Source organism: Tepidibacillus infernus (assembly GCF_048898065.1).
Taxonomy (GTDB): Bacteria; Bacillota; Bacilli; order Tepidibacillales; family Tepidibacillaceae; genus Tepidibacillus_B; species Tepidibacillus_B infernus.
The window spans coordinates 1,728,155-1,745,004 of the sequence record NZ_JBLWFI010000001.1 but is presented as its reverse complement, the minus strand read 5'-3'; the positions used below and the strand labels follow the sequence as shown (position 1 = coordinate 1,745,004).

Sequence of the window (16,850 nt, the reverse complement as noted above, 5' to 3'; positions counted from 1 at the left end):
TTAATGATAAGATCAATTTAGAAATAGATAAAAGGAGTCCTGACAGCATGGTTCCAAACAGAAACCGCTTTATTATTTCAAATGTGACTATTTTCAAACAAGACGAAAAGATTGAAAATGGCTACATTAGAATTGAAAATGGAATAATATTGGAAATCGATGAGATGGATAAGTTTCAAAATACAGACAATATTGGAGTAATCCAGTTATCAAATGATTATAAACTCATTCCAGGAGCGATCGATCTTCATATTCACGGAGCTGCAGGTGCAGACACAATGGATGCAACTTTTGAAGCGATTGAAACCATTGCAAGCGCATTACCTAAAGAAGGAACAACCGGTTTCTTAGCAACAACGATTACAAAGGAGAAAGAAGAAATTGAACAGGCTTTGATTAATGTAGCTAATTATATGAGGACAGAAAACCGGTCTGGGGGAGCTGAGGTTTTAGGAGTACATCTAGAAGGGCCATTTATCTCGTCGAAAAGAGCTGGTGCACAACCTCCGCACGCCATTATTGAACCAGACGTTGAACTATTTAAAAAATGGCAAACAATTTCAGGAAATCATATTAAGTTAGTAACCTTAGCCCCCGAAAGGAAAGGAGGATTGGAATTAACTGCCTACTTGCGAGAAACAGGTGTTGTTACTTCTATTGGACATTCTGATGCCATTTATCAGGAAGTGGTAGAAGCAATCAAAGTAGGTGTGACACATGCCACCCATCTATTTAATGGAATGAGTGGATTACATCATCGCGAACCTGGAGTTGTTGGGGCAGTATTACTACATGATCAAGTCAAAGCGGAACTTATCGTAGATGGTATTCATGTGCGACCGGAAATGGTCAAATTAGTTTTTCAGCAAAAGGGTAAGGAAGGTGTTGTTCTGGTAACAGATGCCATGAGGGCAAAATGTTTAGGAAAGGGTATTTATCAATTAGGAGGGCAAGAAGTTTTTGTTGATGATCAACAAGCATCCTTAAAAGATGGTACATTAGCAGGTAGCATTTTAAAAATGAAGGATGCCATGAAAAATATGATGAATTTTACGGATTGTACGTTAGAAGACGTTATCCATATGAGCTCAATAAATCCAGCTAAACAACTTAATGTATTTGATAGAAAAGGTAGTATTAAAGTTGGTAAGGATGCTGATCTTGTTTTACTTGATAAAAATAACCAAGTCGTTATGACATTTTGTAGAGGCGAATTAGCATATAACCGGGAAGGAGGAAAAGGAATATGAAAATCATTGAGGTAGAAGATTACAAAGCATTGACTAAAAAGACTTCAGAAATCATTATCGAACGTGTATCTCAGTCTACTTCTTTGACACTTGGTTTGGCTACAGGATCAACTCCTTTAGGCGTATATGAAAATTTGCGTGAGGACTTTTTAAACAATAAAACTTCATATCAACATGTGCAAACATTTAATTTAGATGAATATGTAGGTTTGCATAAAGAAAATCCAAATAGTTATTACTATTACATGAGAGAAAACCTTTTTAATCATATTGATATTCCATCAGACCAAATACACATTCCAAATGGTATGGCGGAAGATTTAGAGATCGAATGCCAAAGATATGAAGGACTTATTGAACAAGTAGGAGGTATAGATCTACAACTTTTAGGAATTGGCGTTAATGGGCATATCGGTTTTAACGAGCCTGGAACAGCTTTCGATTCAACTACGCATGTCGTAAAATTAGCTGAATCAACTCGAAGAGCTAACTCTCGTTTTTTTCATGATTTATCTGAGGTTCCGACACATGCGATTACAATGGGGATCGCTACAATCATGAAAAGCAAGCAGATTATATTATTGGTTTATGGTTTAAAAAAGGCACAAATATTACACGATTTAATGACTAAGGAGATAAATGAAGAGCTTCCAGCTTCTATCCTAAAAAAACACCCGAATGTGACTATTATTGCTGATGCAAAAGCAATGTCTATAATCAAGGAAAAGGAAAGAGTTGGTGCGTATGATCAATAAAAATTCTCCTTTACCGATCTACTATCAGCTTGAGGAAATCATTAAAGAAATGATTGAAAAAGAGGAATTAAAACCGGGTGATTTAATTCCTTCAGAGCGAGAGTTTTCCGAAAAATACGAGATAAGCAGAATGACTGTTCGCCAAGCTATCAACAGTCTTGTAAATGACGGGTATCTACTTCGTAAGCAAGGCAAAGGTACCTATGTAGCAAGACAAAAAATTGAGCAAACCTTAAAAGGGTTAACAAGTTTTTCAGAGGATATGAAAACCAGAGGAATGGAACCGAGTACGAAGTTAATTGATTTTAATGTTATTCCTAGCAGTAATGGGATTGCAACTAAATTAGCGATTGAAGAAGGTACACTTATCTATGAAGTAAAACGGGTTCGATTGGCAGATCATATACCAATGGCATATGAGGTTTCGTATTTACCTGTAGATCTAGTAAAAGGGTTAAATAAAGAAATCGTTAATGGTTCTTTATACGAATATATTGAAAATATTTTAAATATGAAAATTGGCCATGGAACTCAAGTGCTTGAGGCGTCAATTGCTAGGAAAACAGAAAGTGAAATATTAGATATTCATGAAGGGGCACCTGTTTTAATGATACAACGTTACAGCTATCTTGAAGATGGGAATCCATTGGAAGTAGTTAAGTCCGTATATCGTGCTGACCGATACAAATTTATTATTGATATGCCAAGGGTGAAATGATGGAAGAAAAGAAAACGATTACAGAACAGAGTAACCAGAAAAGCTTAAGAATTGATGAAATGAGTTCTTTGGAGATTATTACTTTAATGGCCGAAGGGGACAAAAAAATATATGAAGCTATAGAAAAGACCCTTCCTACGGTAGCAAAATCAGTCGATGCAATCGTTGAGCGTTGGCAAAAAGGGGGAAGGTGCTTTGTTGTCGGTGCTGGAACGAGTGGGCGACTTGGAGTTCTTGATTCGGTTGAATTAATTCCAACATTCTCTATTGAACCTGGGAGATGGATAGGGCTCATTGCTGGAGGATATGAAGCCATGTGGACTCCCTTAGAAGAAAATGAAGACGATGAAAAACAAGTGGTTGAAGAATTACAAGGATATTTAATATCAGCAAATGACGTTATTATTGGCGTAAGTGCCAGTGGCACTACACCATATGTTCTTTCAGCACTTGATTTTGGTAATAAAATTGGAGCATTAACAATTTCGATTAGTTGCAATGAAAAAACTCCAGCTTCAAAATTTAGTCTATTTGGGATTGAAGCTGTTGTTGGGCCAGAAGTTATTCGGGGTTCAACAAGATTAAAGGCTGGAACAGCACAAAAGATGATCTTAAATATGATATCTACAGCGACAATGGTTCGCTTAGGGAAAGTTTACCAAAATCAGATGGTAGATATGCAATTAATTAATAAAAAATTGGTTAAGAGAGCAATCTCAACTTTAATGGATTTAACTAATCTATCTGAATTTGAAGCAAAAGATTTACTAGAACAAAGTGAATATCATTTGAAAACAGCGATATTTGTTGCTTTAACACAAGGATCCAAAGAACAAGCTCAGTATTATTTAAGTCAATCTAATGGTAGATTGAAAGAAGCGATTCATCGCTTTTTCAATACAAATTTAAAATGAAGGAAGGGGTCTTATTATGTTAGGTTTTTTACAACGAATTGGTAAAGCATTAATGCTACCAATTGCTGTATTACCTGCTGCAGGCTTATTATTACGTTTAGGTCAACCGGATTTATTAAATATTCCTTTTATCGCAGCAGCTGGTGATGCTGTATTTTCAAATTTAGCGTTGCTTTTTGCAATCGGGGTAGCGGTAGGATTATCAAAGGATGGAAACGGTTCTGCGGGTTTAGCTGGAGCTGTTGGTTATTTTGTATTAACAAAAGGAGCTACTGCCATAAACGAAGAGATCAATATGGCAGTCTTGGGTGGAATTATTGCTGGTATTGTTGCTGGTCTTTTGTATAATCGTTATCATGAGATTAAATTACCAGATTGGTTGGGATTTTTCGGTGGTAAACGATTTGTCCCTATCGTTACCTCTCTTGCGATGCTTATTTTAGCAGGAATCTTTGGCTATATCTGGCCTGTCATTCAAAACGGTATCAATGCCGTGGGAGAATGGATTGTAGGGGCAGGAGCATTAGGGGTTGGAATTTTTGGTTTCTTAAATCGTTTGTTAATTCCTGTAGGGTTACACCATGTACTTAATAGTTTAGTTTGGTTTGTTTTCGGTGAGTTTGGGGGGAAAACAGGTGATCTAAACCGTTTCTTCGCCGGAGATCCTTCTGCAGGTATCTTTATGGCAGGATTTTTCCCAGTAATGATGTTTGGTCTTCCTGCTGCAGCCCTTGCTATGATTGCGACTGCTAAAAAGCATCGACGTAAAGCAGTTGCTGGAATGTTGATTGGGGTCGCCTTGACTTCATTTTTAACAGGTATTACCGAACCGATTGAATTTGCTTTCATGTTCTTATCGCCAATTTTATATTTTGTTCACGCTGTTCTAACAGGCGTTTCAATGTCTATCGCTTACTTACTAGGAACTCATCATGGTTTTACATTCTCGGCTGGAGCAATTGACTTCTTCTTAAATCTTGGATTGGCCACAAAGCCATGGTTACTTTTTGCTTTTGGTTTAGTTTATGGTTTAGCCTATTTTGTTATCTTTTATTTCTTAATCAAGGTGATGGACTTGAAAACACCAGGTCGTGAAGATGAAGAAATAGAAGAGGGTGGATTAACGATTAGCTCGAAAAAATATGAAGATTTGGCAGTAGAATATTATGAAGCATTAGGTGGAAAAGATAATATTGCACATCTAGACAATTGTGTGACTCGTTTGCGCCTTAAAGTAAAAGATATAACAAAAGTAGATGAAGCTGAATTAAAAAGACTTGGGGCTAAAGGAGTAATTAAGCTTAGTTCTACAGAAATCCAAGTGGTTGTTGGTACAGACGTTGAATTTTTAGCTAATGCCATGCGTTTGATGTAGTGGGGGTTTCTATAATGAAAAGATTATTAGATTGTACAGCATCAGATTTTAAAATAATGAATGGTCAGGATCTAAAACAAGCCATAAAAGCTTCAGAAGGACGAGTTATTGTTTCCGAAGTTATTGGAGCCGTACAACCTTTATACCCAAGTGTAACCAATGCAGAAATATCCGCTGCTTTTGGAGCAGATATGATTTTACTTAATTTCTTCGATGTTTTTCATCCATCTATTCAAGGTTTAAGGATAGAAGAGCCAGCAATGATTGTTAATCGGTTAAAGGAATTAATTGGCCGTCCTGTAGGATTAAATTTAGAACCTGTCGATCTAAAAGCTAAACAATTAGAGCAACTTGTTCATTTGCCAGAAGGAAGATTAGCTTCTGAAAAGGCATTAACAGAGGCTAAAAAGTTAGGATTTGATTTTGTCTGTTTAACGGGTAATCCGAAAACAGGAGTAACCAATATGGAAATTAAGAAAGCAATTGAAACAGCAAGAAGCGTATTTGGGAAAGATGGCCTGATTATTGCTGGGAAAATGCATGGAGCCGGGGTAGAAGGAGAAACAGGTGATGAAATCGTAAAAGAAGAAGATATTATAGGTTTTATAGAATCAGGAGCAGATATTATCCTACTTCCTTCACCAGGTACGGTTCCGGGAATCACCATTGAATCCACTCAACAGCTTATAAAGTCTATCCATAAAATGGGTGCACTTGCATTATTAACGATTGGAACAAGTCAAGAAGGAGCAGATGAAAGTACGATTAGACAAATTGCTCTTAATAGTAAAATGGCAGGCGCTGATGTTTACCATATAGGTGATGCTGGTTATGCTGGTATTGCGATTCCTGAAAACATCATGGTTTATTCCATAGTGGTAAGAGGTAAGCGTCATACCTATGTGAGAATGGCTTCTTCTGTACTTCGTTAAATAGTACTAATACAAGAGGGAAGATAGGAATCATCCTATTTTCCCTTTTTAATTTATAGCTACATGATATAATAAAGAAAAAATGTGATGTGTAGGGTAGTGAAAAACATGGGCAAAAAAGGCACCGGATTTAATCGTGGAAATTCTCTCTCCTTCCACCGCATTAAAAGATAAGAAGAACAAACGGAAAACATATTTAAGAAATAATTTTGCTGATATATCAAGGATTGTTCATGAAAAGGCAGAACCAGTCTTTTTAACTAAAAACGGTTTTGGTGATATGGTTGTGATGAGTATAGAAACCTACGAACGTAAATTATTTGAAAGTGAAATTTATTTTAAGCTAAAGGAAACAGAACTTGAAGCCAATACAACAGATAAAAAATATTCCCATAAAGAAGTTTTTGATGATTTAAGGGCAAAACTTGCTAATAAGATGGATCTCTGATAATGTATGAAGATCATTTGAAGGCACAATAACAAATTAAATGCAAAAACGGGAAGTTTGGAATGATCCGACTCCCCTTTTTTATTTATATTCTTTTAAAACGCTTACAAAAATTCTAATCCGTCCAGATAATTTCTTTAGCTGTCTCACTAGAGATATCTAATAATTGATCTTTGAAGATAGATGTTTTGGGGCCGAGCTTTTCAATAATCTTTTTAACACGAATCGCTGCAACAGGGGTAAAAGGGGTCTCACGTATAATTTCACAAATACTGTCTTCTAAAATATTTCTCTCATCTCTCGTCAAATAATCCATCTTTTCAGCTAATTCCTTAAGGTATTGCAACTTTTCTTTTGTCCATGGATAAAGATGGCCACATTTGACACATACAGTAGGTAAATGATCGTATTCTTGAAATGCTGAGTGGCAAGCTGGACATTCAGTTATGATTTGTGAGCCGCATTTAGGGCACACATTCTGTTCTAATTCCTTTACAATATGTCCATTTAAACAAACTTTTACTTTTGCTTCACTATTCGACATACGCTTCCCTTCTTCCCTTTAAACCGATAAATGCTCGGATAATTTAATGGTAAACGCTTTCATTCTTTTTATCAATAGGAAATTTCTACTTTAATCATATGTATTCTATTAAAAGAAAAAGTTTCTAAAAAACGAAATAAATTCTTTGAAAAATAACAATATTTACTATAATGATAAGTAAGGTGATTAAAATGGAAAGGGGAAGGATTTAAATGAATGAACGATTACAGATGTTTAAGGAACTAACAGAGGCACATGGAGCACCTGGATTCGAAAGACAGGTTCGAGATCTTATGCGAAAGTATATGAGTCAATATACCAATGAAATTATCCAAGATAACCTTGGTGGAATTTTTGGAGTAAGACGGGATGATCCAGCTGGGCCTACAGTAATGGTGGCAGGCCATCTTGATGAAGTTGGATTTATGGTGACACAAATTACCGAGAAGGGTTTTATTAAATTTCAACCACTAGGAGGATGGTGGAGTCAGGTTCTTTTGGCACAACGTGTAAGAATCTTAACTCTTACAGGAGAGGTAATGGGAGTGATCGGTTCATTACCACCCCATCTTTTATCTGATGAGGATAAAAAGAAAACAGTCGATATTAAAAAAATGTTTATTGATGTAGGAGCAGATAATAGAGAAGATGCCTTAGAAATGGGAATTCGTCCTGGGCAACCCATTGTCCCTGCCACTCCTTTTTCTGTCCTAAGCAATCCGAAGAAGTTAATGGCCAAAGCTTGGGATAATCGTTTTGGTTGTGCAATGGCGGTTGATTTATTAGCCTCCCTTAAAGATGTAAAATTACCCAATACTTTATTCGCTGGAGCCAATGTTCAAGAAGAAGTAGGTTTGCGTGGAGCTGAAACAGCGGCAAATATGATTAAACCAGACATCTTTTTTGCTTTAGATGCAGGTCCAGCTGGGGATGTACCAGGAGCACCTGAAGATGCGATGGGAAATATTGGTGATGGCGTTTTAATTCGTATCTATGACCGTTCTTATATTACTCATCAAGGGATGAGGGAGTATATCCTAGATACCGTTCAAACATTAGGAGTGAAACATCAATACTTTGTCTCCCAAGGTGGAACAGATGCTGGAAGAGTTCATACTCATGGTAGGGGAGTTCCTTCCATTGTTGTATCCATTCCATCCCGTTATATTCATAGCCATGCTTCCATCATCCATTACGATGATTACATAGCTGCCAAAGAAACTTTAACCGCATTAGTCAAGAATTTAGACAAAAGTACTTATGAAGCGATTATAAGGAATGCATAAGAAAAATAGTGAAGAACCCCTTTGCACATACGAGGGGGTTTTCTTTTGCTACAAAGTTGAAAAGTTTTGTTATACTAAAAGTTAAGTCATACGAAACAATTAAAATGATCTGATTAAGATTAAAAAAGGAAGAATACGGATGGAGTCAATGGAATTGATTGTTGAAAAAGTTAAAGGAATAGTAAAGGAACAAATGTTATGTGAAGCTACAGGACATGATTATTGGCATGTGATGAGGGTTTATCATAATGCTTTGCTATTGTTAGAGGAGGAAGAAAAAGATAAGGAAGTTAACCCATGGGTTGTACAATTAGCCGCTCTTTTACATGATATTGGCGATTACAAAATCACTGGTTCTCATCAAACCCAAACAGAAGTGCCAAAGCAAATTTTGAAACAATTTGCGGTTGATCAACGTCTTATTGATCAAGTCGTACAAATTATTGGGGAGATTAGTTTCCACCAGCAAACAGAACAGTTAAGCTCGATTGAGTCCCAAATTGTTCAAGATGCAGATCGGTTGGATGCGATTGGCGCAATTGGGATAGCACGTGCTTTTGCCTATGGTGGAGCCAAAAACAGAGAGATTTGGAATCCAGATGAGCCGCCAAAATTAAACATGTCAAAAGAAGAGTACATACAAAATAAAGGGAATAGTATCAATCACTTTTATGAGAAGCTTTTGCTTTTAAAAGATAAAATGAATACGCAAGCAGGTAAAGAAATTGCAGTAAAACGCCATCAATTTATGGAACGTTTCCTTGAACAGTTCTTTGCTGAATGGAATGGGAAAAGGTAGAAAAAATGAAATCACTGAAAATAAGATGTAAACAAAGAAAGTAGATTCAGTAGAAAGGATGGAGTAAAGTTGCAGGAAATGATCGAAAAAGCGGTAGCAGAACTAAAACAATACTTTATCTTAGATGAAAAAAGAGTTGCTTATGGGCTAAAGGTATTACAGCACGCTGAAGAAATTGCTGAACAAGAACAGATTCAGGATGAAAAAATGAAACAAGTGATTGCTTTAACGTCTCTTTTTAGCCATATCGGGATTCAAGAAGCAGAGAAGAAATATCGTTCCACTGGAGGAAAATACCAAGAGTTAGAAGGGCCTCCTATTGCCAAGGAAATTCTAGAGAGATCAGGTGTGGAACAGGATGTTATTGATCGTACCCTTTACATCATCGGTCATCAATATACATTTAATAAAATTGATTGTATCGATTTTCAAATCATTTGGGAAGCGAAGCTTCTTGTAAATTTGGAAGAGAAGAATCTTTACCATGACCCTCAACATTATCCTGATATGGATCGCATCTTTTCAACGCAAGCTGGGAAAGAAAAGTTGAAAAAATTATTCAATATAAACTAGGCAATTTGGTTCAGTTGCGAAAGTTGAGTTTCTGCATCACATGGGAAATTGCCTGTTTTGATGTCGCTCCTAGTGCCAAATACACCTTGATTTCTTCTCTTCTCGTTTCCAATTCCGAATGTAATCGATTAAGAAATAATCCTGAAACCACCATACCATTACCAATGATCATTCCACTGATCGGAATAATATGTTGGGGTGTTGAACCAATAATTTTCAGACCGACTAATAGACCCATCGTTAAAATTTCTGTTGAAGTAATTGCAATAGCAATTCGGCGGCCAATTTTAGGATAAAGCGGTCAATCATCTCTTCATTGAAATGAAGAGATGATTGACCGCCTTCTTTGTATTGTCTACGCACTATTCCAGAAGGACCAATAATCGTAATGAGTTCCCCTTCCATCACTTTTGCAGAGATGCCTTTAAGGATCGGGTTAAAACTACTTCCTTAATGTCGCAATCAATCGATTCTCTGATTAGGATTCCATCCTCTGCAATAGTCTCATCAAAAACTAAAATAAGGTGTTCATTCTTTATTAGCTATGTTTTTTCTCTAAGATTCTCTCTTCTTGCGTTCGGACAGCCTTACGTACTATAAACAATAATACCAAGGTTAAAGTAGCAATAAAATATTCGGTTGCACTTTTATATTCTAGGACGATTTTTCTCGCTAGCGCTATCATCACAATATCGATAATGGCAAATGGATTTTTACGAATCAACATAATGGCAAACTCTAAACTCACAACCAAAACAAGAAAATCACCCAATACCGTCTTCGATTGATCAATGATATTATGACTTCTTACCAGATGTAATAAATCATTGACAATATACCCACCTTCAGCAATAACCGTTAAGACTAATATAATTGCTAAGACGATCTCAATCCATTTAATAATTCCTTCAATTTTTTCATCAATGAGCGGAAAAAACTTCATCAAACTCCCCCTCTTCTCTTTCTATTCACCTCTATCATTTTATTGTTGATTTGATTCGATTATATATGATTTTTGCTAATTTTTGGTCAATAAAGTATGACGATTAAGTCAATATTTTTATCGATTCGACTTTTTTATGTATGGTAGCAAATGTTTGGTGATTCCCTATTTTTATCTATTCCCTTTTTGTTGATCACAGGATATACTTGAATTTACTTGATCGCTATTGTCGGATGGGATTTTGTATATTGTAGGGTCATTATACTTCTATTTTATGTTTCGTCATCTGAAAGAAAAAAGATTTGATCAAATTACCCCCTTAAAAGCGGATTAGATTTACGAAAAATATAGTGCGAGGTGTATCATGTGATTTTTAACATTTTCCTAGGAATTAGAAACCAAGCACAATCGAAAAAAAACAGAAGAAAAATTAATTTGGATGAACAGGTTCAAATGGTTCAAGCAGGGGATTTAGAATTGAGAAATCGCCTATTAAAGGAATACCAACCGTTTATTCTAAGTGAAAGTTCTGCTGTTTGCAAAAGATATATCCATCAAGAAATGGATGAATTTAGTATTGCCTTATCTGCTTTTAATGAAGCGATGGACTCGTTTAACCATAAACAAAATACATCGTTCTTGTCTTTTGCAAAGATGGTTATCAAAAGAAGACTTGTTGATTATATACGCAAAGAAAGTAGGTTCCAAAAGCAGATCCCGATCACTACTTTTGAAGTGGAAGATGAGGAGAATCAAATCATCAATCCGATTGAAATGAGACAAGCGATAGATAATTACCAAGAAAAAGAGATAAAAGAGCAAAGAAAGGATGAAATGTTGAGGTATATTCAGGAAATAGAAAAGTACGGGATTACTTTGCATGATCTAGTTGAAGTTTCACCAAAACATGCTGATAGCAGGATGCAATTATTTAAGATTGCTGACATCTTAATAGAAGATCAAAATATGGTTCAATATTTGCTTGAAAAAAAATCCTTGCCGATTAAAGATTTACTTTTAAAAGTTGAAGTAAGCCGAAAAACCATAGAACGGAATCGTAAATATATTATTGCTTTAGCACTGATTAAAATTCATGATTTTCATTATTTAAAGGAATATTTACAAACTGCGAAGTAAAGGAGGGATAAAAAATGGACAAAGGAATCGTAATGGAAGTTCTTTCAAGTGGAAATGTAATTGTACTCACAAAAGATGGACAATTTCTCTCTGTTAAACCTCATTCCAAAGTTGAGATTGGGGAAGAGGCCTCTTTTAAATTGCTTGAAAAAGATCGGCAGTATCAAGCAATATTCGCAAACCATAAAATAAGATGGATTGCTTCAGTTGCAGCGATTTTCCTTCTATTATTGGTTGGAATCCCCGGTTGGTTTGGTTTAGATTCTAATGTAGATAAGGTTGCAGCTTATGTTACCGTTGATATCAATCCAAGCGTTGAAATTGCTATTAGTTCAAAAGAGACCGTTCTTCAGATAGAAGGGATCAATGAGGATGGGAAAAAACTAGTACAAACCATCCGTGATTCGATCATTGGCATTCCTGTAGCTCAGGCTACATCAATCTTACTGCAAGAATCAGAAAAACTTGGATATATAAAAGCAAATGCCGAGGTTGTAATCTCTACAACTAGGTTAATTGAAGATCAAACATTCGAAAAAAACATAGAAGATCAAGTAAAACGGGCTGTAGCTGATCAATTGAAAAAAGTTACCAATGTATCGATTACTACTGTTGAGACAACTGCTCAAGTAAGAGAAGATGCACAAAAAAGCGGTTTGTCAACAGGGAAATACGCGATTTATCTGATGACTAAAAATAAGAATCAAGAAATTTCTATCGATCGATTTAAAAATCAATCTATTTCTGAAATTGCCAAAGATCGTGATGATCTAAAGCAGATTCTTGGAAAAAATATTACAGCTGAAATTGTAGAGCAGTGGCATGACAAACAAGAGTCGAAGAACGATGAGAAGGAAGAAAAGAAAGAGTTAAAAGATCAAGGAGGTAAACAGAATAAGAATGATGATCAAAAAGTTGATCATAAAAAAGATAATGGCAAAAATGAAGAAAAACAAGAGGTCAAGATTGAATTAAACCAGAAAAGAACAAGTGGAAATAAGCAAGATGATGAAATAAAGAATGATAGAAAAGAACAGAAAGATGATAGAAATAAAAAAGATGAAAAAGATAAAAAAGATAATGAAAAAAACGATGGAGAAACAAAACATAAGAACCAATAAAATGGAAAAGAAGAAGATTAGAGATCGTATCATTATTGATACGATCTTTTTTTAAAGATTAAGAAAGTATAACTTTCTTCCATTTGTCATTTAAGGGTTTGTATATTTCATAAGCTGCGACATAGCGTGACTAGCAGCTTTAGCTGTGTAGCACGACTTGTACACTTTGTGTGCCTTCAGAAGTGCCCTTCTCTCTGTAATCTTTATTCATAGAAGGGCACGGATGACGGAGCGCAATGGAATATACAAACCTTTTTTAAAAAGAAATTAAAAAAATTTTCTCCATAACTATATAATAGTGAAAAAAATGTTATAATGGAGTTAATGAAAACGTTTTAACATGATTTTTAATAGTGGAGGACTAGAACATGCCAGAAAAATCATTTGTAATGGGAGTAGATATCGGAACAACAAGTACAAAGGCAACAATTTTTACCACAGAAAGCCATTTTGTAGCTTCCCATACGATTGAATATCCTCTCTTCCATCCGAAGACTGATTATGCTGAACAGGATCCTAATCAGATCTATCAAGCTGTATTAGATTCGATCAAGTTAGTGATTCAAAGAGCAAAATTACATTCATCCCAACTTCTAGGTATAGGGTTTAGTTCGGCAATGCATAGCGTTATTGCAGTAGATGTTGATGGTCATTGCCTAACAAATAGCATCACATGGGCAGATAACCGCAGTAATGAATATGCAAAACGAATCAAAGAAGAATGGAACGGTCATGACATTTATTTGAGGACAGGGACGCCGATTCATCCCATGTCCCCGTTAAGTAAATTGATGTGGTTTAAGGAAGAAGCTCAGGAAATATTTCAAAAGGCGAGTAAATTTATTTCGATCAAAGAATTTGTAATATGGAAATGGTTTAATCAATATCTTGTTGATTATTCTATTGCTTCTGCTACAGGGCTTTTTAATTTAAAAGCCTTAGATTGGGATCAAGAGGCTTTAGATTTGATAGGGATTAGCAAAGAACGCCTTTCAAAACCTGTTCCAACAACCACTATCTTAAAAGAGATGGATGTAAAAGCAGCCACATATATGAACGTACCTGTGGACATCCCCATTGTAATTGGTGCAAGTGATGGGGTTCTCGCAAATCTTGGCGTAGGAGCAATTGAACCGGGAAAGGTTGCTTTAACCATTGGTACCAGTGGTGCAATTCGTGCAGTCGTCAATCAACCGATTACGGATCCTACAGGAAGGACTTTTTGTTATGCACTTACTGAAAATCATTGGGTTATAGGAGGGCCAATGAATAATGGCGGTATCGCATTACGTTGGTTTAAGGATCAATTTTCTATGACTGAAGTTGAAATGGCTAAAGACCGGAACAAAGATGTTTATGACATTATGATCGAGCAAGCAGAAAAAGTACAAGCTGGTTCTAATGGTTTACTCTTTTTGCCTTATTTATCTGGAGAAAGGGCACCATCTTGGAATGCTAATGCTAGAGGTGTGTTCTTTGGTATGTCCATTACCCATCAAAGACAACATTTTATCCGTGCGATATTAGAAGGAGTCATTTTTGGCGTTTATAGTATTGGCAAAGCACTAAATGAGCTTGCAGGGCCTGCAAGTGAAATCCGAGTTTCTGGTGGATTTGCCCGTTCGGAAGTTTGGAGGCAAATCACAGCAGATATTTTTCAACAAAAAGTAATCGTACCAGAAAGTCATGAAAGCTCTGGTTTAGGTGCTGCAATCCTTACGATGTATGCTCTTGGCTTACTTACATCTTTGGAGGAGTCTAAGCATATGATTCATGTTTTAGATGAACAACTTCCAAATAGGGATAACGCAGTAGTTTATGAAGATTTATATCGTTTGTTTGCACACTTATCGATTCATTTAAATGAACAGTTTGATCAAATTTCTGAATTTCAAAGGAAAAGTTGTAAATAAAAATAGGGAAGTAAATGGGGGTGGTTTAAATGGAACAAGAATTAAAGACAAGTAGTGTTTTATCGAAAATAAGGGGGATTTATTCTTCGTTATCATCAAAGGAAAAAACGATAGCAGATTACATTTTAAAAAATCCAAAAGAAATCATTCATCTTTCTATTACTGAATTTGCCGATAATAGCCAAGTTGCAGAAGCAACCATTTTTCGTTTTTGCAAACGATTAGGATATCGAGGCTATCAAGCTTTTAAAATTGCTTTAGCAAGTGAAGTGGTGGCTCCGATTCAAAACATTCATCAAGAGATTACCTTTGATGATGAGATTTTAACGATTGCCAGAAAAGTATTTATGAGCAATATTGAGGCAATGAAAGATACACTTAATCTACTGAATGAACAAGATATGCTTGCGATTATTGATGCTTTAGCCAATGCCAAACGAATTGATTTCTATGGTTCGGGTGGCTCGGCGGTGATTGCCAATGATGCTTATCACAAATTTATTCGAACAGGTATTTTTTGTAGTGTGCATACAGATGCTCATTTGCAAATTACCTCTGCTTCTATGCTGCAAAAAGGGGATGTTGCGATTGCCATTTCACATAGTGGTAGTAATAAGGATGTTGTAGAAGCAATACGGGTTGCGAAAGAAAGTGGTGCTTTTACCATCGGATTGACGAATTATTACAAATCCCCTTTAGCAAAAGAAGTTGATTATGTATTATATTCAACCTCTCAAGAAACTCTATTTCGTTCAGAAGCGATGGCTTCAAGAATCGTTCAACTTGCTATTATCGATGTATTATATGTAGCTGTTTCTTTAAGACGCCAAAATGAAACATTGGAGAATTTACAAAAAATTAGAGAAGCGATTGCATTAAAAAGGTATTAAAAAAATTTTCATATTTAATATAGACTTATGAAAATAAATTTGATACGATGATGGTAGCAAAGAGAGAGGCCTGAAATTGGGCTGAAAAATTTACGAACAAGGAGTGGAACTGGTGAAACTCGGAATGATTGGCTTAGGAAAAATGGGATATAATCTCGTATTGAATTTATTAGATCACAATCATGAGGTTGTTTCCTATGACATAGATCGTGAAAAGGTGAACGACATTCAACAAGAAGGAGCTATTGCTGCAACTAGCTATCAAGACTTAGTAAGTAAATTAGAAGTACCTCGTACGATTTGGTTGATGGTTCCAGCTGGGAAATTAATTGATGATGTTATTTCTCAGTTAATTCCTTATCTTCAACCAGAAGATATTCTCATTGATGGGGGCAATTCAAATTATAAGGACACGATTAGAAGAGCAGAGCAGTTAAAGGAAAAAGGTGTCCATTATCTGGACGTTGGCACCAGCGGGGGAATGGAGGGTGCCAGACAAGGAGCATGCACGATGATTGGTGGTGAAAAAGAGATTTTCGCCATATTAGAACCTCTATTTAGGGATATTTCCACTGAAGATGGATATTTATATACAGGGAAAAGTGGAAGTGGCCACTTTTTAAAAATGGTTCATAATGGGATAGAGTATGGAATGATGCAAGCCATTGCCGAAGGGTTTGAAATATTAGAAAAAAGTCAATTTGATTATGATTACAAAGAGGTTGCAAAAGTATGGAATCATGGCTCTGTGATTCGCAGCTGGTTAATGGAATTACTTGAAGAAGCCTTTACAAAAGAATCTCGTTTGGAAAGTATTAAAGGGGTTATGCATTCATCGGGAGAGGGAAAGTGGACTGTAGAAACAGCTTTAGACCTACAAACTGCAGCTCCAGTCATTGCATTGTCATTGATGATGCGATATCGATCCTTAGAGGAAGATACATTTGCAGGAAAAGTAGTTGCTGCCTTAAGAAATGGATTTGGTGGACACACAATTGAAAAAAAGTAGAGGAATTGGTCAATCAGTGATTAAAAATAAAAATTAAGCCGCCTAAAATGGTGGCTTTTTCTAGTGCGCCACGCATGGCGATTAACTAGGCGGTGAAAGTCCGCTATGGGGGGTATGTAGCGACCAACCATTAGCTTAAGGCAAGGGTGTCCATCGCGAGGTGGAATCTGAAGGAAGCCGGCGGCAAAGTTCTGACCCGAGGAACACGAACAATATTAGGCGCAAAACGTGGGGTAAGACTGC

The 16,850-nt window shown here is 36.1% G+C and carries 19 protein-coding genes; 15 read left to right on the top strand and 4 right to left on the bottom strand.

The window, feature by feature from the left end; all coding sequences use genetic code 11:
- Positions 1 to 47 precede the first annotated feature (47 nt).
- The 7 genes from nagA to TEPIDINF_RS08745 all read left to right on the top strand — a co-directional run bounded on the left by nagA (position 48) and on the right by TEPIDINF_RS08745 (position 6,392).
- The gene (nagA, locus tag TEPIDINF_RS08775; RefSeq protein ID WP_421691772.1) at positions 48 to 1,250 is read left to right on the top strand and encodes an N-acetylglucosamine-6-phosphate deacetylase; all 1,203 of its coding nucleotides are present in this window, start codon (positions 48 to 50) and stop codon (positions 1,248 to 1,250) included.
- The gene (gene nagB / locus TEPIDINF_RS08770) at positions 1,247 to 2,005 is read left to right on the top strand and encodes a glucosamine-6-phosphate deaminase (protein WP_068725784.1); all 759 of its coding nucleotides are present in this window, start codon (positions 1,247 to 1,249) and stop codon (positions 2,003 to 2,005) included. Before nagA ends, nagB begins: the two co-directional genes overlap by 4 nt.
- A complete protein-coding gene (locus TEPIDINF_RS08765) occupies positions 1,995 to 2,723 on the top strand; it encodes a GntR family transcriptional regulator (protein ID WP_068725782.1) in 729 nt (242 codons plus the stop codon). Before nagB ends, TEPIDINF_RS08765 begins: the two co-directional genes overlap by 11 nt.
- Positions 2,720 to 3,637, top strand: a complete 918-nt coding sequence (gene murQ, locus TEPIDINF_RS08760; RefSeq protein ID WP_421691771.1) for an N-acetylmuramic acid 6-phosphate etherase — start codon at positions 2,720 to 2,722, stop codon at positions 3,635 to 3,637. Before TEPIDINF_RS08765 ends, murQ begins: the two co-directional genes overlap by 4 nt.
- 16 nt (positions 3,638 to 3,653) lie before the next feature.
- Positions 3,654 to 5,012, top strand: coding sequence for an N-acetylglucosamine-specific PTS transporter subunit IIBC (gene nagE, locus TEPIDINF_RS08755; RefSeq protein WP_068725777.1), 1,359 nt, complete (start codon positions 3,654 to 3,656; stop codon positions 5,010 to 5,012).
- Positions 5,013 to 5,026: 14 nt separating this feature from the next.
- On the top strand, positions 5,027 to 5,944 hold the full coding sequence (locus TEPIDINF_RS08750; RefSeq protein WP_068725774.1) for a DUF7916 family protein: 918 nt from the start codon (positions 5,027 to 5,029) through the stop codon (positions 5,942 to 5,944).
- Positions 5,945 to 6,080: 136 nt separating this feature from the next.
- Entirely contained in the window at positions 6,081 to 6,392 is a 312-nt protein-coding gene (locus TEPIDINF_RS08745; protein WP_421691770.1) for a type II toxin-antitoxin system prevent-host-death family antitoxin, read from the top strand.
- 115 nt (positions 6,393 to 6,507) lie between these two features.
- Here the strand turns inward: TEPIDINF_RS08745 and TEPIDINF_RS08740 are convergent, their stop codons facing one another.
- Positions 6,508 to 6,936: a DUF2321 domain-containing protein gene (locus TEPIDINF_RS08740; RefSeq protein ID WP_068725766.1), complete on the bottom strand. Its 429-nt coding sequence runs from the start codon at positions 6,934 to 6,936 to the stop codon at positions 6,508 to 6,510.
- Between the two features lie 212 nt (positions 6,937 to 7,148).
- Between TEPIDINF_RS08740 and TEPIDINF_RS08735 the strand changes: the two genes are divergently transcribed.
- The 3 genes from TEPIDINF_RS08735 (at position 7,149) to TEPIDINF_RS08725 (ending at position 9,594) form a co-directional block, all read left to right on the top strand.
- A complete protein-coding gene (locus TEPIDINF_RS08735) occupies positions 7,149 to 8,222 on the top strand; it encodes a M42 family metallopeptidase (RefSeq protein ID WP_068725764.1) in 1,074 nt (357 codons plus the stop codon).
- A gap of 139 nt (positions 8,223 to 8,361) precedes the next feature.
- Positions 8,362 to 9,021: an HD domain-containing protein gene (locus tag TEPIDINF_RS08730; protein WP_421691769.1), complete on the top strand. Its 660-nt coding sequence runs from the start codon at positions 8,362 to 8,364 to the stop codon at positions 9,019 to 9,021.
- Positions 9,022 to 9,090: 69 nt separating this feature from the next.
- On the top strand, positions 9,091 to 9,594 hold the full coding sequence (locus tag TEPIDINF_RS08725) for a phosphohydrolase (protein WP_421691768.1): 504 nt from the start codon (positions 9,091 to 9,093) through the stop codon (positions 9,592 to 9,594).
- Positions 9,595 to 9,604: 10 nt separating this feature from the next.
- Here the strand turns inward: TEPIDINF_RS08725 and TEPIDINF_RS08720 are convergent, their stop codons facing one another.
- From TEPIDINF_RS08720 to TEPIDINF_RS08710, 3 genes are all read right to left on the bottom strand, one after another.
- Positions 9,605 to 9,832 carry an ABC transporter permease gene (locus TEPIDINF_RS08720; protein WP_421691767.1) on the bottom strand — a complete coding sequence of 76 codons (228 nt, stop codon included), beginning with the start codon at positions 9,830 to 9,832 and terminating at the stop codon, positions 9,605 to 9,607.
- A gap of 2 nt (positions 9,833 to 9,834) precedes the next feature.
- Positions 9,835 to 10,002, bottom strand: coding sequence for a hypothetical protein (locus TEPIDINF_RS08715; RefSeq protein WP_421691766.1), 168 nt, complete (start codon positions 10,000 to 10,002; stop codon positions 9,835 to 9,837).
- A gap of 130 nt (positions 10,003 to 10,132) precedes the next feature.
- Positions 10,133 to 10,537 (bottom strand): phosphate-starvation-inducible PsiE family protein, encoded by a 405-nt coding sequence (locus TEPIDINF_RS08710; protein WP_068725758.1) that lies wholly within the window; start codon positions 10,535 to 10,537, stop codon positions 10,133 to 10,135.
- A 366-nt stretch (positions 10,538 to 10,903) separates the two neighbouring features.
- On the opposite strand from TEPIDINF_RS08710, the gene sigI reads away from it, so the two are divergent.
- The 5 genes from sigI (at position 10,904) to gnd (ending at position 16,607) form a co-directional block, all read left to right on the top strand.
- Positions 10,904 to 11,674, top strand: a complete 771-nt coding sequence (gene sigI / locus TEPIDINF_RS08705) for an RNA polymerase sigma-I factor (RefSeq protein ID WP_082732480.1) — start codon at positions 10,904 to 10,906, stop codon at positions 11,672 to 11,674.
- A gap of 14 nt (positions 11,675 to 11,688) precedes the next feature.
- The gene (locus tag TEPIDINF_RS08700; RefSeq protein WP_421691765.1) at positions 11,689 to 12,795 is read left to right on the top strand and encodes an anti-sigma factor domain-containing protein; all 1,107 of its coding nucleotides are present in this window, start codon (positions 11,689 to 11,691) and stop codon (positions 12,793 to 12,795) included.
- Between the two features lie 368 nt (positions 12,796 to 13,163).
- On the top strand, positions 13,164 to 14,708 hold the full coding sequence (gene gntK / locus TEPIDINF_RS08695) for a gluconokinase (RefSeq protein ID WP_068725753.1): 1,545 nt from the start codon (positions 13,164 to 13,166) through the stop codon (positions 14,706 to 14,708).
- A gap of 29 nt (positions 14,709 to 14,737) precedes the next feature.
- On the top strand, positions 14,738 to 15,598 hold the full coding sequence (locus tag TEPIDINF_RS08690) for a MurR/RpiR family transcriptional regulator (protein ID WP_421691764.1): 861 nt from the start codon (positions 14,738 to 14,740) through the stop codon (positions 15,596 to 15,598).
- Between the two features lie 112 nt (positions 15,599 to 15,710).
- Positions 15,711 to 16,607, top strand: a complete 897-nt coding sequence (gnd, locus tag TEPIDINF_RS08685) for a phosphogluconate dehydrogenase (NAD(+)-dependent, decarboxylating) (RefSeq protein ID WP_068725742.1) — start codon at positions 15,711 to 15,713, stop codon at positions 16,605 to 16,607.
- Positions 16,608 to 16,850: the final 243 nt, after the last annotated feature.